The sequence below is a fragment of the Streptomyces sp. NBC_01077 genome (genome assembly GCF_045162855.1).
Lineage (GTDB): Bacteria > Actinomycetota > Actinomycetes > Streptomycetales > Streptomycetaceae > Streptomyces.
Window position 1 is genome coordinate 5,539,782 of sequence record NZ_CP108669.1, and the last position, 22,489, is coordinate 5,562,270.

Below are 22,489 nucleotides of genomic sequence, written 5' to 3' on the forward strand. Positions count from 1 at the left end.
TAATGAGTTAGGCTAACAAACATGCCAGATCTGTCCCACGGCACCGCCGACGACGCCGCGGCCGTGAACGCGCTCCGCTCCTCCGTCATGCGACTGGGCCGACGCCTCAAGCACCAGCGCGTCGACGAGTCGCTGAGCCCCACCGAGATGTCGGTGCTCGGCACCCTCGCGCTCTGCGGCTCCGCCACGCCCGGCGAGCTGGCCCGCAAGGAGCACGTCCAGCCGCCGTCGATGACCCGCATCGTCGCGCTGCTCGAAGCCAAGGGACTGGTCCGGCTGGAGCCGCACCCCGACGACCGCCGGCAGAAGGTGGTCAGCCAGACCGAGCAGGCCGAAGCCATGCTCGAAGAATCCCGCCGCAAGCGGAACGCCTGGCTGGCCACCCTCGCCGAAGGCCTGGACGAGGACGAATGGGCCAAGCTGCGCGCCGCCGCCCCGGTCCTGGAGAAGCTCGCCCACCTGTAGTCCATGCGCCAAGGAGGCGACGCACTTTGAGCACGGGACCCGGAGCAGACTCCGCACCCGTCCATAAACCCACCCTCGACACCCGTGGGCGGAGGGAAACCTTCTCCTCGCTCAGGATCCGTAACTACCGGCTGTTCTTCACCGGCGCGATCGTCTCCAACACCGGTACGTGGATGGCTCGGATCACCCAGGACTGGCTGGTCCTGAGCCTCACCGGCTCGGCCGCCGCCGTCGGCATCACGACGGCACTGCAGTTCCTGCCGATGCTGCTCTTCGGGCTCTACGGCGGTGTCATCGCCGACCGCTACCCGAAGCGGCTCCTGCTCCTGTTCAGCCAGGCGGCCCTCGGCCTCTGCGGCCTCGCACTCGCCGTCCTCACCCTCTCCGGCTCCATCCAGGTCTGGCACGTCTACCTGATCGCCTTCCTCCTCGGCATGGTGACGGTCGTCGACAACCCGGCCCGGCAGGCCTACGTCGCCGAGATGGTCGGCCCCGACCAGCTCCGCAACGCCGTCTCCCTCAACTCGGCGAACTTCCAGTCCGCGCGGCTCATCGGCCCCGCCGTCGCCGGTGTCCTCATCGCCGGAGTCGGCAGCGGCTGGGCCTTCCTCCTCAACGGCCTCTCCTTCCTCGCGCCCCTCGTGAGCCTCCTGCTCATGCGGACGAGCGAACTCCACAAGGTGGAACGCGCCCCGCGCGGAAAGGGCCAGCTGCGAGAGGGCCTGCGGTACGTGGCCGCACGGCCGGACCTGATCTGGCCGATCGTCCTCGTCGGCTTCATCGGCACCTTCGGGTTCAACTTCCCGATCTGGCTCACCGCCTTCTCCGGCGACGTCTTCCACGTCGGCGCCGGCGCGTACGGCTTCCTCAACACCCTCATGGCGGCAGGCTCCCTGGTCGGCGCCCTCGCGGCGGCCCGACGCGGCTCGACCCGGCTGCGGATGCTGGTGATCGCGGCGGGAGTCTTCGGCGTCCTGGAGATCGCGGCGGCCCTGTCACCGACGTTCTGGCTGTTCGCGCTGCTGCTCGTCCCGATCGGCATGATCGGCCTCACGGTCAACATCGCCGCGAACTCGGCCGTGCAGATGGCGACGGACCCGGCCATGCGGGGCCGGGTGATGAGCCTCTACATGATGGTCTTCGCCGGCGGTACGCCGATCGGCGCGCCGCTCCTCGGCTGGGTCACCGACACGTACGGCGCCCGCATCGGCTTCGCGACGGGCGGCGTGATCTCCCTGGCGGCGGCGGTCCTCGTGGGCCTGGTCCTGGCCCGGGTCGGCGGCCTGAAGGTCGCCTGGGCCTGGCGGCACGGGCACCCGCAGGTACGGTTCGTGGCGCGGGAACGGCTGGCGACAGCGGCGTAACGATGCTCGTACGCATCCGGGGGCGGGCTCTTCCGAAGAGCCCGCCCCCGGATGCGTACCCGGGTCTCAGACCCGCTGCTCCAGGACCTGCCCCGGCCAGTCGCCGACCTCGAACGGTTCGGTCGGGGTGAAGCCCTGGCCCTCGTAGTACGCGACGAGCCGGCCCTCGCTGCCCGCGAAGCAGTCCACCCGCAGCAGCGACACCCCCTGCCGCCGCGTCTCCTCCGCCGCGTGGGCGAGCAGCGCCGCGCCCACCCCCTGGCCGTGGAACCGCGCGTCGGTCGCGAGCAGCCGTACGTACACCTCGGGCTCGTCCGCCGGCTCGATGTACTGCCCGGGGTGCGGCGTCAGCGTCATCGTCCCCGCCGGTACGCCGTCGATCTCGGCGATCCACGGATCACCCGCGGCCATGGTGTCCTCGACCTGCTTCACGGCCTTGGGGCGCCCGGAGAACGACTCGGTGCCCCACTGGGCGGTGATCCCCTTGCCGTTGAGCCACACCACGGCACTGTCCAACACGCTGAGTATGGCGGGGAGATCCTCGGCCCCGCCCTTCCTGATGGCGATCTTCATCCCGCCGAGGGTAGTCGGCGGAAGGAGTCGCACAACCCTTCGACGAGGTGGGGAGTCGTAAGGGGCGTATCCATGAAGTTGGGGAGGGAATACACCTTGCGTACTGCTTTGTCGCGCCGTGTCTCGATGTCGGTGGGGGTCGTCCTGGCAGTGGCCGCCGCGGGGCCGCTCGTCGCACCGGCGGCCACGGCCGCCCCCGCGCCGACGGCGGCGGTGGCACCGGCCGCCGAGACCGCCACCGCGCCGATCAAGGTTCCGTTCCTGGCGTCGGGCGGAGAGCTGGTCGGTGCGGGGAAGACCGGATTCCTCACCCGGGACGCGGACCGCGTCGTGCGCTGGACCCGGTATGCGGACGGGGTCTCCAAGGTCATCGGAGAGGGCGCCACGGTCCACGGTTCCGCCTCGGACTCCGTGGCGGTCTCGTGGCCCAAGCTGCAGCGGTACGGCACCGAGAAGGCGATGGTGTACGACATGGCCACCGGCGCCGCCCCCGTCACCTTCAACGGTTTCAGCGGGTATGTCACGGGCGCGGTGGGGGCCGCCCTCTTCGACGACGGGTGGGCAGCTCATCCGGTGCTCAGCACCCAGGTGGGAAGCGTCCGGACCTTCAACCACGTGGTCGGAATGACCGAGGGCAGCGAGAGCCAGTTCTCGGTCGCGGACAGCCTGCCGGGCACCGCCCTCGGGTACTACCAGGGCACGCAACCCGTGACGCCGCGGAAGCTGGTCGTCGTCGACATCGCCGGTGCTCGTGTCACCGACACGTACACAGTGGGCGAAGGGGCGACGTTCGCCGGAGGCGCCTCGATCTCGGCGGACCGTGTCGACTGGGCTGAGTCCGTGGACGGGAAGACCGTCCTCGCGTCGGCGAAGCGCGGCTCGGCCGAGGTCACACGCGTGCCACTCACAGGAGACGGTCCGGTCTCCTTCCAGGGCTCCCTGGGCGGCGGCTGGTTCGTGCTCGGCGAGAAGGGGGACAGCCCCGCGACGGGAGGGATCGTGGCCCGTTCCCTGACGGACGGGACCTCCTTCAAGCTCCTCGACCATGCCGAGAGCGTCATGAAGGCGGCCGACGGCACCCTGCTCGCCATCGGAACCACCGCCGACCGCGGTACGGGCGTGTACCGGCTCGCCGTCAAGGACGGGAAGCCGTCCGCCGAGCTGATCGCCGCCACCGGCGAGCCGCCCGCCCCCACCACCCCGATCACCTACACCGGCCACGCCGTCCCGGCCGTCCTCAACCTCGACGGCGTCGCCAAGACCCGGATGAGCTGGAAGTTCTCCACCACCAGGGCGGATCTCTCGATCGAGCTCCGGTACAAGAAGTCGTGGCCGCCCTTCCGCACGACCGTCCGCCCCCGCACCTCCGGCACCGGGGTCTTCCCCGACGGATCGATCGGCATCGACTGGGCCGGGGAGAGGGGGTGGAACCCGACCTCCATGGAGGCCGCTCCCAACGGGGCGTACGAGTGGACGGTGACGGCCAGGCCCTGGAACGGCATGCCGTCCGTCACGGCCACCGGCACGTTCGAGGTGACCCGCACACCCAACCTGCACGACTACGAGGACAACGGTTCGCCCGACCTGTTCGCGCGCCGGACGGACGGGGACCTCGATGCGATCGACACGCGCTGGGACGACGCCACGGGACGGCTCGTCGCAGGCACGACCCGAGGCTCGGTGGTGTACCCCGGGGACTGGAACGCCTACGACCGGGTCGAGGCCGTCGGCGACATCGCGGGTTCCACGGCCTTCGACGCCGTCACCCGGAGCAAGGCCGGCGTGCTGTGGCTGCACGTCGGTGACCCGTCGGTCAGCAAGGGGCCCGTGAAGGTGGGCGGCGGTTGGGACACGTACACCCAGTTCACCGGCGGCAGCGATCTGACCGGTGACGGCCGGGCGGACCTGGTCGCGGTGGACAAGGTCGGGGACCTGTACCTGTACAAGGCGACCGGCTCGGTCACGGCTCCGTACGCCCCGCGGGTGAAGACCGGCTGGGGCTGGGGGATCTACCACCAGATCACGGCCGTGGGCAACGTGGCCGGGGGTCCCGCGGGAGACCTGGTCGCGCGTGACAACGCGGGTGTGCTCTGGCTGTACCTCGGCAAGGGGGACGGCACGTACGCGTCCCGCGTCAAGATCGGGCCCGGCTGGAACGAGTACACCGATCTGGTCGGTATCGGCGACGCGAACAAGGACGGCCGCCCCGACCTCTACGTCCGCACGACGGGGACGGGCAAGTCCTACTTCTACGCGGGTACGGGGAGCTGGCGGGCGCCCTTCGCGCCGCGGGCGGCCACCCAGGTCGCGGCCAACGACACCTGGGCGACGTACAACCAGGTCTTCTGACCTGACGTCAGTCGTACAACCTTTCGGTGGGGTCGAGAGTCGATACGGGCAGATCCATAGGCTTGGGGAGGAATGCGCCTTGCGTACTGCTTTGTATCTGTCCCGTCATCGGCTCTCGGTGGCGGTGGGGGTCGTCATCGCGGCCCTGGCCGCCGCCCCGCTCACCGCCCCGGCGGCGTCGGCCGCGCCCGTTCCGGCCGCCGCCCCGGCGCAGCCGACCGCGGCCACCGCGCCGGTCCCGGTGCCGTTCCTGGCCTCGGGCGGCTGGCTCACCGGCGCGGGAGCCACCGGCTTCCTGTCCACGGACCCCTCCGGTACGAGCCGCTGGACCCGGTACGCGGACGGGGTCTCGACGGTCGTCGGAGGAGGCGACTACGAATTCGCCACCGGCTCGGCCTCGGACGTCGTGGCGATCGGGAAGAGCATTTACCACAGCTCTGACCAGGACTGGGTGAAGCTGTACGACATGGCCGCCGGTACCGGGCCCGTCACCATCGACTTCGGGATGGACGCCGACGGCGGTCACCTGGAGAAGATGGTGGGCTCGACCGTCGTCATGAACGAGGGGGAGGGCCACCCGAGGATCGTCAGCGTGAAGGACGGCAAGGTGTCCGTCCGGTACGTGACGGGCCTGCCCGGCGGCTATTACAGCAGCCTCTCGGTGGGGGACAGCCTTCCGGACGCCGTGTTCGGCACCCACTACGCCTACGATCCCGGGGCGGGCGGCGAGCGCGAGCACATGGCAGTCGTGGACCTCGCGACCGGCCGCGTCGTCGAGACGTACACGCCCGTCCGTGGCGAAAGGGCGCCCACGGATCTGGCGCTCCTCTCGTCCAGCCGTGTCGCGTGGACGGAGCGGGCGGACGGCAAGATCGTGCTCGCGACGGCGGTCCGGGGTAAGGACGAGGTCACGCGGACGCCGCTCGGCCCCGACAGCCGGGCGAGCCTCGTCGGTGGCTCGCTGGGCGACTGGCTCGCGTTCGGAACCACGTCCGGTGACGACACGCGCCGGCACAAGTTCACGGCTCGCTCGCTGACGGACGGCACGACCGTCGAATTGCTCGACCACGCGAAGAGCGTGACGAAGGGCCCCGGCAACACCCTGCTCGCCCTGGGCGTCACCGCCGCCCACGGCAAGGGCGTCTACCGGATCGCGCTCGGCGCGGACGGCAAGCCTGCCGCCGAGCTGATCGCGTCCACCGGCGAGCCCAACGGGGGCGCCACCCCGATCTCGTACGTCGGGACCGACATCCCGGCCACCATCAACCTGGACGGCGTCGCCAAGACCCCGCTGAACTGGAAGTTCTCCACGACGAAGGCGGACCTTGTCGCCGAGCTCACGCACCGGGCCTCGTCGCGGCGCTTCCAGCAGACGCTCCGCCCCGGCACCGCCGGCACCGTGGTCCGCCCGGACGGCTCGCTCGGCATCGACTGGGCCGGGGTGGTGGGGAAGTACCCCGACGGGATCCAGGAGGCCGCTCTCGACGGCGCGTACGAGTGGACGGTGACGGCCAAGCCCTGGAACGGGATGCCGTCCGTCACCGCCACCGGCACCACCGAGGTGGTCCGGACGCCCAAGGTGCACGACTACACCGGCAACGGTTCGCCCGACCTGTTCGTCCGTCCGGCGAGCGGTTACCTCGACCGGGTCGACACCCTCTGGGACGACGACTCGGGTCGGCTCGTCCCGGCCCGCCCCGGCTGGGCCATGACGCCGTCGACCGTGAACTGGAACGCCTACGACCGGATCGAGTCCGCCGGTGACCTCGCGGGCTCGACGGCACCCGACGTCATCAGCCGCGACAAGGCCGGTGTGCTGTGGCTGCACCTGGGGAACAAGGGGGGCTTCATCGAGTATCCCGTGAGGAAGGTCGGCGGCGGCTGGGGTGTGTACGACCAGCTGGCGGGCGGTAGCGATCTGACCGGTGACGGGCGTGCCGACCTGGTCGCGGTCGACAAGGTGGGTGACCTGTACCTGTACAAGGGTGCCGGGTACGCGTCCAAGCCGTACGAGGTCCGGAAGAAGATCGGTTTCGGCTGGAACATCTACAACGAGCTGACGGCCGTGGGGAACATCGCGGGCGCGCCCGCCGGTGACCTGGTCGCCCGGGACAAGGCCGGCGTGCTGTGGCTGTACCTGGGCAACGGCGACGGCACGTACGCGCCCCGCGTCAGAATCGGCGGCGGCTGGAACGAGTACCGGGACATCGTCGGCATCGGTGACGCGAACAAGGACGGCCGTCCCGACCTGTACGTGCGGACCGCGACGAACAAGGCGTACTTCTACGCCGGTACGGGCAGCTGGCGGGCTCCGTTCGCCGCCCGTGCCGCGACTCAGGTCGGGGTCGCCGAGCCCGGAACGACGTACACCCAGGTCTTCTGACCTGGCAGCAGGCAGCAGGCAGCAGGCAGCAGGCGGCGGGCGGCAGGCAGCAGGCAGCAGGCGGCGGGCCCGGAGCGGATGACCGCTCCCGGCCCGCCGGCCTGCCAGACTTTCCCCATGAGGCTTTTCGCCGCGGTGGTGTCGCCCCCGGATCAGTTGGCCGAGCTCGGACACGTCGTCGACCGTCTGCACCGGCTGCCCGGGGCCGACGGGCTCCGCTGGACCTCGCGGCCCGGGTGGCACCTCACGCTCGCCTTCATGGGCGAGGTCGACGAGGCGCTGCTGCCCGAGCTGCGGGTCCGGCTCGCCCGGGCCGCGCACCGCACGCCGCCGTTCCCGCTGCGGCTCCACGGCGGCGGGCACTTCGGGCGGCGCGCCCTGTGGACGGGCGTCGCCGGGGACCTGGACGAGCTGCGGCTGCTCGCCGAGCGCGCCGACGCCGCCGCGCGCCGGGCGGGGGTCCCGATGGACGAGCACCGCCGCTACCAGGCGCATCTGACGCTCGCCCGCGCCCGTACGGACGAGGTGGACCTGCATCCGTTCCTCGACGAGCTCGGCACCTTCGAGGGCACGCGGTGGGAGGTCACCGAGCTGGCCCTGGTGCGTTCGAACCTGCCGGTGAGCGGAGTGCCGGGCGAACAGCCCCGGTACGAGAAGGTCGGCGGCTGGCCGCTGGAGGGTGCGGGAGGGTCGGGGTGAAGGCCCGCCCGGACGGCCGGGTAACCTCGAAGGGTGGATCCGAAGACCCGTAACCGAATCATGGCCGGCGTGCTCGTCTTGATGTTCGCGATCATCGCGGTGGCATCGCTGGCCGGCCAGTAGGCACCTCGCACCGCATCTCTCACCCCATGGGAACCCCCTTGCTTCGAGCGCACTCGAAGCAGTTGGCTTGACGCTCATGGAGTACACGCAGCTCGGACGCACCGGACTCAAGGTCAGCCGACTCGTCCTCGGGACGATGAACTTCGGACCCCAGACGGACGAAGCCACCAGCCACGCCATCATGGACACGGCGCTGGACGCGGGGCTCAACTTCTTCGACACCGCCAACGTGTACGGCTGGGGTGAGAACAAGGGGCGGACCGAGGAGATCCTCGGTTCCTGGTTCGCGCAGGGCGAGGGCCGCCGCGACCGGACCGTTCTCGCCACCAAGGTGTACGGGAACATGGGCGCCGACGGCGAGGCCTGGCCCAACCACGACAAGCTCTCGGCGGTGAACATCCGCCGCGCGGTCGACGCCAGCCTCAAGCGCCTCGGCACGGACTACATCGACGTCTACCAGTTCCACCACATCGACCGCTCGACCCCCTTCGAGGAGATCTGGCAGGCGATCGACGTCCTGATCCAGCAGGGCAAGATCCTCTACGCCGGCTCCTCCAACTTCCCCGGCTACAAGATCGCCCAGGCCAACGAGACCGCTGCCCGGCGTGGCTCGGTCGGCCTCGTCAGCGAGCAGTGCCTCTACAACCTCTTCGAGCGGCGCGCGGAGATGGAGGTCATCCCGGCCGCCCAGGAGTACGGCCTCGGGGTCATCCCCTGGTCGCCGCTGCACGGCGGCCTGCTCGGCGGCGTCCTGAAGAAGGAGGCCGAGGGCAAGCGGCGTACGGAGGGCCGCGCGGCGGCCACCCTCGCCGACCCGGCGTCCCGCGCCCAGCTCCAGGCCTACGAGGACCTGCTCGACAAGCACGGCCTGGAGCCGGGCGAGGCGGCCCTCGCGTGGCTGCTCACCCGCCCCGGCGTGACGGGTCCGATCGTCGGCCCGCGTACGCCCGAGCAGCTGACGAGCGCGCTGCGCGCCCTGGAGGTGGAGCTCGGCGAGGAGGTCCTGTCCGGCCTGGACGAGATCTTCCCGGGCCCGGGCCCGTCCCCGGAGGCCTTCGCCTGGTGACCTCGGGCGCCCGGAGTCACCCTTGGTGACCTCGGGCCGGAGGCTCGCCTTGGTGGCCGTCCTCTAGGGGGCGCCCAGCCAGCTCGTGGCGTCCAGGCGGAACGCCGTCTCCGGGGGGACGACGTTCCGCAGGGCCGCCTCCAGGTCGCGGACACGGTCTGCGCCGAGGGTCGTGGCCCATTCCGCCCGCAGTTCGTCGAAGATCGCGGCGGAGCGGGCGAGGGCCGCGTACCCCCGTGGGGTGAGGTGGACGAGTTTGCGGCGGGCGTCGGTGGTGTCGTCGGCGCGCTCGGCGTAGCCGAGGGCGAGCAGTCGGTCGACGGTCTTGCCGGCGGCCTGCTTGGAGACGCCGAGACGGCGCCCGATCTCGCTGGCGGTGGCGCCCCGCGCGCCGATGGCCTGCATGGCGAATCCGTGGGCGGGGCGCAGGTCGGGGTGGCCCTCGGTGGCGAGGCGGGCGTGGAGCCGGTCGATGAGGGTGCGGAAGCCGCCGAAGAGGAGCAGGGGGAGTTCGTAGCCCCTGCCGCCGCCCTCGGGCGCGCTTTTCCCCTTGCCGTTATCGACAACCTGGTTTACGTTTTCCCTCGACACATGGTCAACCATGTTGTCGATTCTACTCCTCGCGCCCGTCCCTCTCGCATCGGAGACGCCTTGCCCGTCGACATGTCCACCCGCACCGCCAACGCCGTCGCCCTCCTCAAGGAGTCGCCCGAGACCCTCGACGGCTTCCTGAAGCTCAGCCAGACCTTCGAGTCCACCACCCTCGACCCGCACTCCCGCGAGACGGTGATCCTGACCGTCGCCGACCGCAACCAGTGCCACCTCTGCGTCGACATGCACGAGGCCAAGATGGCCGCCCTCGGCCCGGCCCCCCACCCCGAACGCCTCGCCGCCGTCCGCCTGTTCACCCTCCGGGTCCTCGCCTCCTCGGGCGCGGTGACCGACGGGGATCTGGCCGCCTTCGAGGCCGCCGGCTACACCCGCCGCAACGCCCTGGAGGTCGTCCTCGGCATCGGCGCGTACACCCTCTCGACCTTCGCCAACCGCCTCACGCGCGCCGCCTGAGACCGGAGTCGAGTCAGAGGCGGTACGGGCCGCCCAGGCCCCACGCCTGGTGCATCGCGTCGGCGAAGGCCGCGGCCAGTTTGTGCTCGCCCGAGGGGCCCGGGTGGGTGCCGTCGTAGGTGTCCGCATCGAGGTCGTACGACTCCGGTACCGCGGCCAGGAGCAGCGGCGAGGCAGCGGTGTCGAGGTCGGCGACCGCCTTCGCGAGCAGCTCGTTGAAGCGGTCGCACTCGGCGGCGAAGGGCGCGTCGTACCCGGCGCGCACATTGGGGATGACCGGCAGGAGGACGGCCCGGACGTGCGGGTTCGCGGCGCGGGCCGCCGCGACGAACGCCCGGACGTTCTCCTCGGTCTGCTCGCTGTTGGTGTAGAAGCCGAGGTCGATCAGGCCGAGCGAGATCAGCAGCACGTCGGCGTCGGTCGCCGTGACCGTGTCGCCGATCGCGGGCGCCATGTGCAGCCAGCCCTCGCCCCAGCCGGCCAGATGGCGCCGGGCGTGGGCGGGGAAGGCCGGGTCGGCGTACGCCTCCGAGGCCGGGGCGTCGGCGGCGGGGTCGTACAGACCGGTACGGGGGCCGACGATCTCGTACCCGCCGGGGAGCATCGACTCCAGGTGCCGCCACATGCGGTACCGCCAGGTCCAGTCGCCGGCGCGTCCGATGGTCATGCTGTCGCCGACGAACAGAAAACGCATGGTCACATCATCGCGGACGGTGTCCCGGACCTGCGACGTGATCCGGGACACGGGCCCACCGGGGCGGGGCCGCCTACTTCAGGAACTCGCCGACCGTCTCCCTGAACCGCTCCGCGTCGTCGTGCCACGGGAAGTGCCCCGCCCCGTCCAGGACGACGAACGTCGCCTTCGGGAACAGCTCCGCGTACGCGGCCGCCGTCGGGACCGGGGTGTTCACGTCCCCCTCCCCGGCCACCACGAGCACCGGCCGCGTGAACTCCGCGAACACCGCGCGCGTCGCCTCCGGGTCGAAGGCGCCCTCGCTCGCGAAGACCCCCGCGCCCGCACCGTTCCGCTGCCCCTCCCCGGCGGCGTGCCGCTCCCGCGCGGCCTCGTCCCAGGTCCCGTGGAAGAACGGCGTCACCGCCTGGAAGGTCTCACCGGTCCCGCGCCCCGCCGTGACCTCCTCCAGAGCCGCGTACGCCGGACCGAACCACGGCTCGTCCCGCCGCAGCCGCGCCGCCGCGAGCCGCTCCTCCGGTGCCGTGTCGAGCCCGACGGCCGCCGTGCCCGGGGTGACGAGTACGAGCCGGCCGACGCGCTCGGGGTACCGGGTCACGTACAGGGCGGCGAGGTTCGCGCCCGCCGAGTGTCCGAGGACGTCGACCGTGTCGAGGCCGAGGTGCGCGCGCAGCGCCTCCACGTCGTCGACGAGCCGGTCGCAGCGGTACGAGGCCGGGTCGTCCGGCACGGCCGACGCGCCCGTACCCCGGAGGTCGAGCCGGATCAGCCGCCGGTGCGCGGTCAGACCGCCGAGGTCGCCGAGATACGCGGAGTCCTGGAGCGGACCACCGGGGAGGCAGAGCAGCGGGGCGCCGGCGTCGGCACCGGCCTCGCTCCCGGCATCGGGACCGGAGTCATGGAAGGCGAGCATCGTGCCGTCGGGCGCGGAGAAGGTCTGCGGGGTGAGCATGGCGCGACCCTGACAGCAGCTCCGGGGCAGGTCAAGGAGGTTTCGGGGTCGGCGGACCCGGTCCTCGTCCCCGCGTCGTGGCAGGCTGGGGGACATGCGATCTGTTCTGTGCGCCCTCGGCGCGGCGGCGGCCCTGGTGCTGCTCCCGGCCGGTCATGCCCGTGCCGAAGGACAGGAGCCGGACCGGGACTTCACCATCGAGGACTCCCGTATCACCGAGTCCAGCGGCCTCGCCGCGAGCCAGGCCCACCCCGGGATCTACTGGACGCACAACGACCAGGACGCGCCCCTGGTCTACGGCATCGACTCCCGTACGGGGAAGACGGTCGCGACCCTGACCATGCAGGGCGTCGGCACCCCCCGCGACATGGAGGCGATCGCGGTCGGCCCGGACGGCGACATCTACGTCGGCGACATCGGCGACAACCTCGACGGCTCCTGGGACCACGTCTGGGTCTACCGCTTCCCCGAGCCGAAGGTGCTCAAGGACCAGAAGGTGGCCGCGAAGCAGTACGTCGTGAAGTACGCCGACGGGGCGCGCAACGCCGAGGCGCTGATGGTCCACCCGAAGACCGGCCGGGTGTACATCGCGAGCAAGAACGAGGACGGCGGCGGCCTGTACGCGGGCCCCGAGCGGCTCTCCTCGTCCGGGACCAACGTCTTCCGGCGCATCGGTGAGGTCCCGTGGGTGACCGACGGCGCCTTCTCGCCCGACGGAGACCACCTGGTCCTGCGCGGCTACCTCATGGCACGCGAGTACGCGTGGAAGGACGGCCGCCTCGGCGACGAGGGCACCTCGATCGGAGCCACGTTCCAGGGCCAGGCGGAATCGGTGACGTACACGAAGGACGGCTCGGCGTTCATGCTCGGCGCGGAGGGCGCGAACAGCCGGGTGGTGCGGCTGGAGCGGCAGGACGCCGGGCGCCCCTCGGAGAAGCCGGGCGGTTCCCCGGACACCCCGGGCGCGCCGCAGGCCCCGCAGTCGCCGGCCGCCGACGGCGGGAAGGGCAACGCGACGGTGGGCTTCCTGGTCCTCGGCGGCGCGTTCGTCCTCGTCTTCGGCGTGAAGCGCCTGCTGCGGCGGGACTGAACGCGCGAGGCGACGCAGCCCCGAGCGGGCTGCGTCGCTCCCGTGCTTGGTCAGCTCCCGTGCTTGGTCAGCTCGCGTGGCTGGTCAGCTGCCGTGCTTCGTCAGCTTCCAAGCCTGGTCAGCAGGGGCTCAGCCACCCGACCCAGCCCCAGGGGGCGTGGCGGTCCTCGCTGTAGCCACCCGGCGAGGTCCAGCCGAGGTTGCCGTTCAGGTCGTAGAACCTGGCGTACAGGGTCGAGCGCTGGTTGTTGATCCAGGATCCGGTTCCGCCCCAGTAGATGCGGACCGGGTAGTTGCAGGTGAAGAGGCGCAGCTCTTCGCCCACGAAGTCCTCGTACGGGTAGGCGCACACATAGGTGTACGGGCAGCCGGCGGCGGCGCCGAGCTCCGCGTTCGGGGCGGTGAGGTCGCGGGCGTACCGCTCGCCGGGGAGCGTGAGCACCAGCTCACCGATGCCGCCCGCCAGAGCGATCTTGTTGGCGCCGACCTGGGTTCCGGGCATCTTCGCCAGGTAGCCGTCGACCCGGGCCTGCAGGCTTCTGGCCTCGGTGCCGGTCAGTCCGGCGCTTCTGACCTGCGCCGAGAAGTCCGTGCGGGGGCCGCTCGCCGTGTCGGCCATGTCGGCCGCACCGGCCGCGGCGGGTGTGGCCACGAGCGCCAGGAGGGCCATCGCCAGGGCGGCGAGGAGTTTCCCCCACCCGGCGGTTCGTAAGGATCCCTGTTTCGTCATCGAGTCACCTCTGCTTCGTGCGTCATGGGTTCACGCGTCTGCATGCGTCTTCATGCGGCATGCGTCTTCATGCGGCGCGATGCGTCGTCATGCGTCGTCATGCGTCTCTCGCATCGGGTCATCACTCTGGGGCGCACGGTCCCCTCGCGTCGTTGGCACCGGGCGCAGGTTCCTTTCACGCCGAGTGCAGCCCGCAGGCCGGGTTGACCGACTTCGCCCTGTCCGATCGGCCCGCCCGCGGTCAACGATGGGCGTGTACACATCACTGGGGGGTGAGCGTGAACGGGAGCGCATCGGTATCCACGACCAGCGTCAGCGCACGCGACGGCTTCGAGTGGTGGGCCCACATGGTCGGCGACATCGTCATGCCCGTGTCGCTCACCAGTCCCTACGCCGACCGCTTCCACGGCACCGCCACGTCGGTCCAACTGACCGACACCGACGTCTCCGACTTCGCCTTCTCGCCGATGTCCGCGCGGCGGGCCGCCGCCCACATCCGGAGTGCCGACCCCGAGCAGTACTTCCTCTTCCTCGTCCACGACAGCCCCATCGGCATCGAACAGTGCCGCAACAACTCCCTGCTCACCGCCGGGGACATGGCGCTCTTCGACACCTCCCACCCACTGAGCTGCGAGTTCCTCGACACGGGGCGGCTGTCGCACGTCAGCCTGCTGCGCCTGCCCAGGGCCACCCTGCCGCTGCCGCAGGACCGGGTCGACCGGCTGCTCGGCACCCCGCTGCCCGCCCGCACCGGCTCAGGTGCGTTGCTCGCCTCGTACCTGACCGGGCTGCGGACCGAGGCCGGCCGGTGCGACCCCGCCGAGCTGCGCCGCCTGGGAGCCGTCGCCCTCGCGCTCTCCGCCACCTTCCTCGCCGCCCGGACCGACAGCCCGGTCCCCCTGGCCTCCGAGTCCCGACGGCAGGTCCTCCTCGCCCGGATCCGCGCGTTCATCGACGCCAACCTGGCGGATCCCGGGCTCGGCCCGGCCGCCGTCGCGGCCCACCACCACATCTCCGTCCGCCTGCTCCACCTGCTCTTCCACGAGCAGCCGGCGCCGGAGACGGTCGGCGCCACGATCCGCCGCCTCCGCCTCGAACGCAGCCGCGCCGACCTCGCGGACCGGAGCCTCGGCCACCGCGGGATCGGCGAGATCGCCGGGCGTTGGGGCTTCCGGCATCAGGCGGACTTCAGCCGCGCCTTCCGCCGCGCGTACGGGATGCCGCCCAGCGACTTCCGCCGCGCGGCCTTCTCGGCGCCGCTCGCCCCGGGAGGCTGAGGGAGCCGGACACGCGGACCGGACACGCGGACCGGACACGCGGACCGGACACGCGGACCGGACACGCGGACCGGACACGCCGAAGGGCCCGGCACCGGATGTGTCCGGTGCCGGGCCCTCCGTACGACAGCGGGTTACAGCTTCTCGATCACGTAGTCGATGCAGGCCGTCAGGGCGCGCACGTCCGCCGGGTCGATCGCCGGGAACATCGCGATGCGCAGCTGGTTGCGGCCCAGCTTGCGGTACGGCTCGGTGTCGACGATGCCGTTGGCGCGCAGCACCTTCGCGACCGCGGCCGCGTCGATCTCGTCCGCGAAGTCGATGGTGCCGATGACCTGCGAGCGCTTCGCTGCGTCCGTGACGAACGGCGTCGCGTACTTGGACTCCTCGGCCCAGCCGTACAGCGCGTCCGAGGACTCCTTCGTCCGGGCCACGGCCCAGTCGAGGCCGCCCTGGCCGTTGATCCACTTCAGCTGCTCGTTGAGCAGGAAGAGGGTCGAGAGCGCCGGGGTGTTGTACGTCTGGTTCTTCAGCGAGTTGTCGATCGCCGTCGTCAGCGAGAAGAACTCGGGGATGTGCCGGCCGGAGTCGTGGATCGTCTGCGCCCGCTCCAGGGCGGCCGGGGAGAAGGCCGCCAGCCACAGGCCGCCCTCGGCGGCGAAGGACTTCTGCGGGGCGAAGTAGTAGACGTCCGTCTCGGTGATGTCGACCGGGAGGCCGCCCGCGCCGGAGGTCGCGTCGACCAGGACGAGGGAGCCCGCGTCCGCGCCGGCGACCCGCTTGATCGGGGCGGCGACACCGGTGGAGGTCTCGTTGTGCGTGTACGCGTAGACGTCGACGCCCGCCTCGGCCACCGGCTCCGGGTGGGTGCCCGGGTCGGAGGAGATCACGGTCGGCTCGGCCAGCCACGGGGCCAGCTTGGCGGCCTTCGCGAACTTGGAGGAGAACTCGCCGAAGGTGAGGTGCTGCGACTTGTGCTCGATCAGACCGTGGGTCGCGACGTCCCAGAAGGCGGTGGAGCCGCCGTTGCCCAGGATCACCTCGTATCCCTCGGGGAGCGAGAAGAGGTCACGGATGCCGGTACGTACCTCGCCGACCAGGTTCTTGACCGGAGCCTGGCGATGGGACGTGCCGAGGAGAGAGGTGCCGGTGGCGGCCAGGGCGTCCAGCGCCTCCGTACGCACCTTGGAGGGGCCCGCGCCGAAACGGCCGTCGGCGGGCTTGATGTCAGCGGGAATCTGGATATCAGCCACGAGGCGGAGAGTATCGGGTCGGGAAGGGGCCGGTCGCCGGATGTCCGCCCGATGAGACGAGGTCTGAGACATCCTGGGCCTGTGGGAACACACGAGGTACGCGCCCAGGAACGTGTCGGGAAGGCCGCAGGACTCGCCGCCGGGCTGCGCGCCGCCGTCGCCGGGGAGGTCGACTTCTCGACCACGGCACGCGCCCTGACGACCATGGACGCCTCCAACTACCGCCGGGTGCCGGTCGGTACGGTCGCGCCGCGCGACGCCGACGACGTGGCGGCGGTCCTGGAGGTGTGCCGGGCGCACGGGACACCGGTCGTCGCACGCGGCGGCGGCACGTCCATCGGGGGCCAGGCCACCGGCACGGGCATCGTGCTCGACCTCACACGGCACATGGCCGGACTCGTCTCCCTGGACCCGGAGGCGCGGACGGCGGTCGTCCGGCCGGGGCTCGTCCTCGACCGGCTGCGGGAGGCGGCACGCCCGTACGGGCTGACCTTCGGCCCCGACCCGTCGACCCACAGCCGCTGCACCCTCGGCGGCATGATCGGCAACAACGCGTGCGGGGCGCACTCGGTCGCCTGGGGCACGACGGCGGACAACGTGCGCTCGCTGGACGTGATGACGTACCGGGGCGAGAGGTTGACGCTGGGGAGGGACGGGCGAGGGGCGCCGGTGGGACTGGGGGATCTCGTCGACCGGAACCTCGCGCTCCTGCGGACCGGCTATCCGCAGGGGCTGCCGCGCCGGATCTCCGGATACGCGCTCGACGCGCTCCTCCCGGAGCGGGGCGTGGACGTGGCCCGCGCGTTCTGCGGCAGCGAGGGGACGCTGGGGGTGGTGACGGAGGCGACGGTACGGCTCGTCCCGCTGCCGACCGAGCCGGTGCTGGTGGTGTTGGGGTACGCGGACGAGAGCGCGGCGGCCGAGGCGGCGGTCGGCCTCCTCCCGTACGGCCCGCTCACGGTGGAGGGCATGGCGGCCGATCTCGTACGAGGGGCGGGCGCGGTGAGGCTGCCGAGGGGCGGGGCCTGGCTGTTTTGCGAGGTGGACGGGGAGGGCGCGGCCCGACGGCTGGCGGGCGCGGCCGACGCGGTGGATTCCGCGGTGGTGAAGGACCCGGCGGGGCAGCGGGCGCTGTGGCGGATCCGGGAGGACGCGGCCGGGACGGCGACGCGGATGCCTGGGGGCACCTCCCGGACGGAGTCCGGGGGAGGGGGCGAGGCATGGCCGGGCTGGGAGGACTGCGCGGTGCCGCCGGCGCGGCTGGGGGCGTATCTGCGCGAATTCCGTTCCTTGTTGCGGGAGTTCGGTCTCCGGGGAGTCCCGTACGGCCACTTCGGGGACGGCTGCGTGCACGTCCGGATCGACTTCGATCTGTGGACGGAGAAGGGGGTACGGGACTTCCGCCGGTTCTCGGAGGCGGTGGCGGACCTGGTGGTCGCCCACGGCGGCTCGCTCTCCGGGGAGCACGGAGACGGGCAGGCACGGGCTGAACTGCTGCCGAAGATGTACGGGGAGGAGCTCGTCGGCCTGTTCGGCGCGGTCAAGGACGTGTGGGACCCGGACGGGGGCCTGAACCCGGGGATGCTGGTGCGCCCGCGCCGACTCGACGAGGGGCTGCGGTTCGAAGGGCTGCCGCTGGTGGGGGTGGGGCGTGCCGCGGCGAAGTGCGTGGGAGTGGCCAAGTGCCGGGTGGACGGCCCGAGTTCCGGCCCAGAGGTGATGTGTCCTTCCTACCGGGCGACGGGGGAGGAGAAACACTCCACCCGGGGGAGGGCGCGGCTGCTCCACGAGATGGCGCTGGGTGAGGTCATCACGGACGGCTGGCGCTCGGAGGAGGTCAGGGAGGCGCTGGACCTGTGCCTGTCCTGCAAGGGCTGCCGCAGCGACTGCCCGGTGGGCGTCGACATGGCCGCGTACAAGGCGGAGTTCCTGGACCGGCACTACGCGGGCCTGCTCGGCCACCTGCGGCGGCCGCGCTCCCACTGGACGATGGGCCGGCTCCCGGGATGGCTGGCGCACTTCGGGCGGGGGCTGAACGCGGCGATGAGGCTGCCGTTCGCCGCGCGGCTCGCGGGGGTGACACCGGAGCGGACGATGCCGAGGGTGGCGGAACGGCCCTTCGTCTCCTGGTTCGCCGAACGCGCCTCGAACCGCCCGCCGACGCTGACGCTGTGGCCGGACACGTTCACGAACCACCTGGCCCCGGAGGTGGGACAGGCGGCCGTCCGCGTCCTGGAGGACGCGGGCCTGGGAGTGGAACTGCCACCCGGCCGGGTCTGCTGTGGACTCACGTACGTGTCGACGGGACAGTTGGGGGCAGCGCGGAAGGTGATGCGGCGGACGCTGGACGTGGTGGACGGGAGGGGGACGGGCCCCGTCGTGGTCCTCGAACCCTCCTGCGCGGCGACGCTCCGGACCGACCTGCCGGAACTGCTGCCGGACGACCCGAGGGCGGCCCGGCTGGCGGCGTCGGTACGGACCTTCGCGGAGGCGCTGGAGACCCTGGCGCCGGAGTGGGAGCCGCCGCGCCTGGACCGCCCGGTCACCGGCCAGACCCACTGCCACCAGCACGCGGTCCTGGGCGACGCGGCGGAGCGCCGCCTCCGCGAACGCGCGGGTTTGGAGGGTGAGTTGGCGGGAGGCTGCTGCGGCCTGGCGGGCAACTTCGGCTTTGAACCGGGCCACTACGAGGTCTCGGTCGCGTGCGCGGAGGACCAGCTCCTGCCGTCGCTGCGGACCGCCGCCACTCACACGGCCGTCCTGGCGGACGGCTTCTCGTGCAGGACACAGATCGGGGACCTGACGGGGACGAGGGCGCGGCACATGGCGGAGGTGCTGGCAGAGGGCCTGGCGGAGGGCCTGGACACGGGGGAAGGTCGCTGAGGCGGGGGTTTCGGGTGGGGTGCGGGTGCGGCCGCCCTCTTTCCGAGTGTGGCGTCCTCCACCACCGCATCAAGGGCGACTTCGGCGTCGCTGCGCGATGGCCTTCGGCCACCCTTGACCCGGCGGCGGAGGCCGCCTTTTCACACTCGGAGGGCGGCTGGGGGGGCATGGCCTACGCGGACTGTCCGGGCAGTATCCGGGGTCGGAGGGCGGCTGTCGGTCGGTGGGTGGGGGCTTGGTTTGTGGCAGGGGTGGGTGGGCGGCGTCGGTGGGTTCGGGGTGTGCGGGAGTTGAATGGGGCAGCTGGGCCTTGCTTGGCGGGTTGCGTTGGCGGGTTGGTCGGGCTTCAGGCCCCGCTGGTCGCTCCCGGTGGGTGGAAAGCGGGGAAACCCTGCATTTCTCCGAGTAGCAGGCGCGGGATTAACCACCAAAGGGGTCAAATCCCCCACTCGTGCCCGAGTTACTGCGAGAAACCTCCGCCAGCGCCGCCGACCACCCACCCACACAGACCAGCGGGGCCTGAATCCCGACCAACCGACGGCCGTCGGTCGCTAAGCCGAGCCGGGCCGCCCCATTCAACGGTCGCGCACCCCGAACCCAGGGACGCGGTCCACCCACCCCCACCACAAACCAAGCCCCCACCCACCGACCCGTCAGGCGCCCTCCCGCCCCGGATGCTGCCCGAAGCCCGGCGTGGACCCGCCCCCCGGACCGCCCTCCGAGAGTGTTCTCGCTCCTGGAGGTGGTGGGTCAAGGGTGGCCGAAGGCCATCGCGCAGCGACGCGACGAAGGAGCGCCCTTGACGCACCACCGGAAGGAGCGACTCTCGGAGAGAGGGCGGTCCCACCAGAAGCCCGCGTACCCGGCCCACCCCCGTCGCCCGCCCAGTCGCAGGTCGCCGGTCGCGCTCTCCCGCGCCTCCCGCGTCCTCGATGCGAGGTCCCTTCATCCCCCACTGGCTCATCCATCGCCGACGATCTCGCGTGCCATCGCCACCAGCGCCCCCGTCGCCGGGTGCGGGAACGCGTCCCGCCAGGCCAGGATCACCGGTAGCGGCGGCGCGTCGGGCAGCGGGCGGTACGTGACCCCCGGGTGCGGGTGCAGCGCCGCCGTGGACGCGGACGAGACGCCGACGCCCCTGCCCGCCGCGATCGCCGTCAGCCAGTCGTCGGTGTTGGCGACAGTGACGGTCGCCGCCGGGCGCGCGGCCGCCGGCCAGAGCGTGAGGGTGGTCGTACCGGAGACGGTGTTGAGGACGACGGTTCCGCCGGCCAGGTCATCGAGGCTGAGCCGGGGCCGTTCGGCGAGCGGGCTGTCGGCGGGTACGGCGGCGACGCGTTCCTCCGTGGTGAGCTCCTCGGTGACCAAGCCCGGCGCGTCGACCGGCCCCCGGAGCAGGGCCGCGTCCACCTCGCCCCGGGTGAGGCCGGCCGTGCGGTCGTCGATGCGGAGGAGTTCGAGCGGGGTCTCGGGGTGTTCGCGCTGCCAGCGTCGGAGCAGGGGAGTCGTGTACGGGCCGAAGGCCGACCAGGCGTGCCCGAGGCGCAGGGGCCGGTGGCGCAGCCTGGCCGGGTCGACGGCGGCCTCGAACGCGGCGAGGGCGGCTGCGGCCCGGTCCTGGAAGGCACGGCCCTCGGCGGTGAGGGCGAGGTGGTGGGTGGAGCGGTCGACGAGCCGGGCGCCGAGGTGCTGTTCCAGGGCGGCGAGCGTGCGGGAGACGGCGGGTTGGGTGAGGTGGAGCCGGGCGGCCGCTCTGGTGAGGCTGGATTCCTCGGCGATGGCGAGGAAGCAGCGGAGGTGGCGTAGCTCGATGCTCATGCGTCCGGAGCATAACCGCAGCGCAATCGGCATTTCCGGTGCCGCGCGGGGGCTCGTAGCGTGGGAGGGGAACTGCGGTGACAGCAGCCCTGGAGTGCACTATTCTGGACTGAAAGTGCAATGAAATGAACAACTGAGGAGTCGTCGGTGGACAGCAGTCCGGTGCAGGAGGTGGTCCCGGCGGGGACCGCGGTCGGCGCGCAGCCGACGGGCGCCCACGCCCCCGGCCCCACCCGAGGGCCGAAGGGGCTGGCGGGCCACCGGCTCGGGCCCGTCGCGCTCGTCGTCACGGGTGGGCTCTCCGTACAGTTCGGATCGGCTCTCGCCGTCCTCCTCATGCCCCGGGCCGGCGCCCTCGGCGTCGTCACCCTGCGACTCGTGCTCGCCGCCGCGGTCCTGCTGATCGTCTGCCGCCCGAAGGTCCGCGGCTACGGCCGTGCGGACTGGGGCACGATCGTCGCGTTCGGCGCGGCGATGGCGGGGATGAACGTCCTCTTCTACCAGGCCGCAGACCGGATCCCGCTGGGCGCCGCCGTGACCCTGGAGGTCCTCGGCCCGCTGATCCTCTCGGTGGTCGCCTCCCGCCGGCTGATGAACCTGTTCTGGGCGGGACTCGCCCTCGGCGGCGTCGTCCTGCTCAGCGGCGGCGGCTTCGACCGGCTCGACCCGGTGGGTGCGGCCTTCGCGCTCGCGGCGGGCGCGATGTGGGCCACGTACATCGTGTTCAGTGCGCGTACGGGGCGCCGTTTCCCGCAGGCGGACGGGCTCGCGCTCGCGATGGCCTTCGCGGCCGTCCTCAGCCTGCCGCTGGGCATCGCGGAGGGAGGCGACAGGCTCCTCGTACCGTCGACGATCGGCCTCGGCCTCGCGGTCGCGCTGATGTCCTCGGTCCTGCCGTACACCCTTGAACTCCTCGCCCTGCGCCGCCTGCCCGCCCCTACCTTCGCGATCCTGATGAGCCTGGAACCGGCCATCGCGGCGACGGCCGGCTTCCTCATCCTCAGTCAGGCTCTGTCACTGACCGACGCCCTCGCGATCGCCCTGGTCATCGGGGCGAGCATGGGCGCGGTACGGACGCAGGTGCGGGCTGCCGCGAGGGAGCGGGCGATGGAGTAGGTCAGGGCACCAGGGGCGCTGTCCTTGGGGGCGGATCCTAGGATCCGTGCATGATCGCTGAACTGCAGTGCCTGGTCGTCGACTGCCCGGCCCCCGCCGAACTCGCCGAGTTCTACCGCGGGGTGCTCGGCGGCGAGGTGGACCGCCCGGACCGCCGGTGGTCCCTCGGCAAGGACTGGTCCACCCTGCACACCCCGGGTGGGCTGGTCCTCTGCTTCCAAGGGGTCGCGGACTACCGCCCACCGACGTGGCCGACTCCGGAGCGCCCCCAGCAGTCCCACCTGGACTTCGCCGTATCGAACCTGGACGACGCCGAGGAACAGGTCCTCGCCCAGGGGGCGACCCTCCTGGACGCGGGCAACGGCAACCGAAGCTGGCGCGTCTACGCGGACCCGGCGGGCCACCCGTTCTGCCTGGTCCGACACTGACGTCACAGGAACGGGGGGCGTTCGGTTGGTTTGTGGTGGGGGTGGGTGGAGATCTTCCGTCGGTCGGTGGTGCGCGGGAGTTGAATGGGGCAGCTGGGCTGGGCTCAGCGACTGGCGGAGTGGCTCGGGGTGGGGCTTCAGGCCCCGCTGGTCACTCCTGG

The 22,489-nt window shown here is 71.9% G+C and carries 19 protein-coding genes; 12 read left to right on the top strand and 7 right to left on the bottom strand.

Annotation, left to right across the window (positions count from 1 at the left end; all coding sequences use genetic code 11):
• Positions 1–21: 21 nt before the first annotated feature.
• A complete protein-coding gene (locus tag OG462_RS25125) occupies positions 22–465 on the top strand; it encodes a MarR family winged helix-turn-helix transcriptional regulator (protein WP_015035348.1) in 444 nt (147 codons plus the stop codon).
• A 26-nt stretch (positions 466–491) separates the two neighbouring features.
• Positions 492–1,829, top strand: a complete 1,338-nt coding sequence (locus tag OG462_RS25130) for an MFS transporter (RefSeq protein ID WP_406060923.1) — start codon at positions 492–494, stop codon at positions 1,827–1,829.
• 66 nt (positions 1,830–1,895) lie between these two features.
• On the opposite strand, the gene OG462_RS25135 is transcribed toward OG462_RS25130, so the two are convergent.
• On the bottom strand, positions 1,896–2,402 hold the full coding sequence (locus OG462_RS25135; protein WP_406060925.1) for a GNAT family N-acetyltransferase: 507 nt from the start codon (positions 2,400–2,402) through the stop codon (positions 1,896–1,898).
• Between the two features lie 96 nt (positions 2,403–2,498).
• Here OG462_RS25135 and OG462_RS25140 point away from each other — a divergent pair, with 96 nt between their 5' ends.
• The 4 genes from OG462_RS25140 to OG462_RS25155 all read left to right on the top strand — a co-directional run bounded on the left by OG462_RS25140 (position 2,499) and on the right by OG462_RS25155 (position 9,022).
• Positions 2,499–4,751 carry an FG-GAP repeat domain-containing protein gene (locus OG462_RS25140; protein WP_406060927.1) on the top strand — a complete coding sequence of 751 codons (2,253 nt, stop codon included), beginning with the start codon at positions 2,499–2,501 and terminating at the stop codon, positions 4,749–4,751.
• Positions 4,752–4,830: 79 nt separating this feature from the next.
• Positions 4,831–7,134, top strand: a complete 2,304-nt coding sequence (locus OG462_RS25145) for an FG-GAP repeat domain-containing protein (protein ID WP_406060929.1) — start codon at positions 4,831–4,833, stop codon at positions 7,132–7,134.
• A 117-nt stretch (positions 7,135–7,251) separates the two neighbouring features.
• Positions 7,252–7,833, top strand: a complete 582-nt coding sequence (thpR, locus tag OG462_RS25150; RefSeq protein ID WP_406060930.1) for an RNA 2',3'-cyclic phosphodiesterase — start codon at positions 7,252–7,254, stop codon at positions 7,831–7,833.
• 199 nt (positions 7,834–8,032) lie between these two features.
• A complete protein-coding gene (locus OG462_RS25155) occupies positions 8,033–9,022 on the top strand; it encodes an aldo/keto reductase (protein WP_406060931.1) in 990 nt (329 codons plus the stop codon).
• 63 nt (positions 9,023–9,085) lie between these two features.
• On the opposite strand, the gene OG462_RS25160 is transcribed toward OG462_RS25155, so the two are convergent.
• Positions 9,086–9,625: a MarR family winged helix-turn-helix transcriptional regulator gene (locus OG462_RS25160; protein ID WP_406060933.1), complete on the bottom strand. Its 540-nt coding sequence runs from the start codon at positions 9,623–9,625 to the stop codon at positions 9,086–9,088.
• Positions 9,626–9,685: 60 nt separating this feature from the next.
• Between OG462_RS25160 and OG462_RS25165 the strand changes: the two genes are divergently transcribed.
• Positions 9,686–10,087, top strand: coding sequence for a carboxymuconolactone decarboxylase family protein (locus tag OG462_RS25165; RefSeq protein ID WP_406060935.1), 402 nt, complete (start codon positions 9,686–9,688; stop codon positions 10,085–10,087).
• A gap of 13 nt (positions 10,088–10,100) precedes the next feature.
• Here OG462_RS25165 and OG462_RS25170 read toward each other — a convergent pair whose 3' ends face one another.
• Positions 10,101–10,781: a GDSL-type esterase/lipase family protein gene (locus OG462_RS25170; protein WP_406060937.1), complete on the bottom strand. Its 681-nt coding sequence runs from the start codon at positions 10,779–10,781 to the stop codon at positions 10,101–10,103.
• Positions 10,782–10,854: 73 nt separating this feature from the next.
• Positions 10,855–11,733 carry an alpha/beta fold hydrolase gene (locus OG462_RS25175; RefSeq protein ID WP_406060938.1) on the bottom strand — a complete coding sequence of 293 codons (879 nt, stop codon included), beginning with the start codon at positions 11,731–11,733 and terminating at the stop codon, positions 10,855–10,857.
• A gap of 94 nt (positions 11,734–11,827) precedes the next feature.
• Here OG462_RS25175 and OG462_RS25180 point away from each other — a divergent pair, with 94 nt between their 5' ends.
• The gene (locus OG462_RS25180; RefSeq protein WP_406060940.1) at positions 11,828–12,823 is read left to right on the top strand and encodes a WD40 repeat domain-containing protein; all 996 of its coding nucleotides are present in this window, start codon (positions 11,828–11,830) and stop codon (positions 12,821–12,823) included.
• Positions 12,824–12,941: 118 nt separating this feature from the next.
• Here OG462_RS25180 and OG462_RS25185 read toward each other — a convergent pair whose 3' ends face one another.
• Positions 12,942–13,553, bottom strand: a complete 612-nt coding sequence (locus OG462_RS25185) for a hypothetical protein (protein ID WP_406060942.1) — start codon at positions 13,551–13,553, stop codon at positions 12,942–12,944.
• A 278-nt stretch (positions 13,554–13,831) separates the two neighbouring features.
• Here OG462_RS25185 and OG462_RS25190 point away from each other — a divergent pair, with 278 nt between their 5' ends.
• Positions 13,832–14,830, top strand: coding sequence for a helix-turn-helix domain-containing protein (locus tag OG462_RS25190; RefSeq protein ID WP_406060944.1), 999 nt, complete (start codon positions 13,832–13,834; stop codon positions 14,828–14,830).
• Positions 14,831–14,964: 134 nt separating this feature from the next.
• Here OG462_RS25190 and serC read toward each other — a convergent pair whose 3' ends face one another.
• Positions 14,965–16,083, bottom strand: a complete 1,119-nt coding sequence (serC, locus tag OG462_RS25195; protein ID WP_266895025.1) for a phosphoserine transaminase — start codon at positions 16,081–16,083, stop codon at positions 14,965–14,967.
• A 51-nt stretch (positions 16,084–16,134) separates the two neighbouring features.
• Here serC and OG462_RS25200 point away from each other — a divergent pair, with 51 nt between their 5' ends.
• Entirely contained in the window at positions 16,135–18,966 is a 2,832-nt protein-coding gene (locus OG462_RS25200) for an FAD-binding and (Fe-S)-binding domain-containing protein (RefSeq protein ID WP_406060946.1), read from the top strand.
• Between the two features lie 960 nt (positions 18,967–19,926).
• Here OG462_RS25200 and OG462_RS25205 read toward each other — a convergent pair.
• Positions 19,927–20,784 carry a LysR family transcriptional regulator gene (locus tag OG462_RS25205; RefSeq protein ID WP_406060948.1) on the bottom strand — a complete coding sequence of 286 codons (858 nt, stop codon included), beginning with the start codon at positions 20,782–20,784 and terminating at the stop codon, positions 19,927–19,929.
• 171 nt (positions 20,785–20,955) lie between these two features.
• Here OG462_RS25205 and OG462_RS25210 point away from each other — a divergent pair, with 171 nt between their 5' ends.
• Together OG462_RS25210 and OG462_RS25215 are read left to right on the top strand one after the other, a co-directional pair.
• Positions 20,956–21,900: an EamA family transporter gene (locus tag OG462_RS25210; protein ID WP_406066706.1), complete on the top strand. Its 945-nt coding sequence runs from the start codon at positions 20,956–20,958 to the stop codon at positions 21,898–21,900.
• A gap of 50 nt (positions 21,901–21,950) precedes the next feature.
• Positions 21,951–22,328, top strand: a complete 378-nt coding sequence (locus OG462_RS25215) for a VOC family protein (protein ID WP_406060950.1) — start codon at positions 21,951–21,953, stop codon at positions 22,326–22,328.
• Positions 22,329–22,489 lie beyond the last annotated feature (161 nt).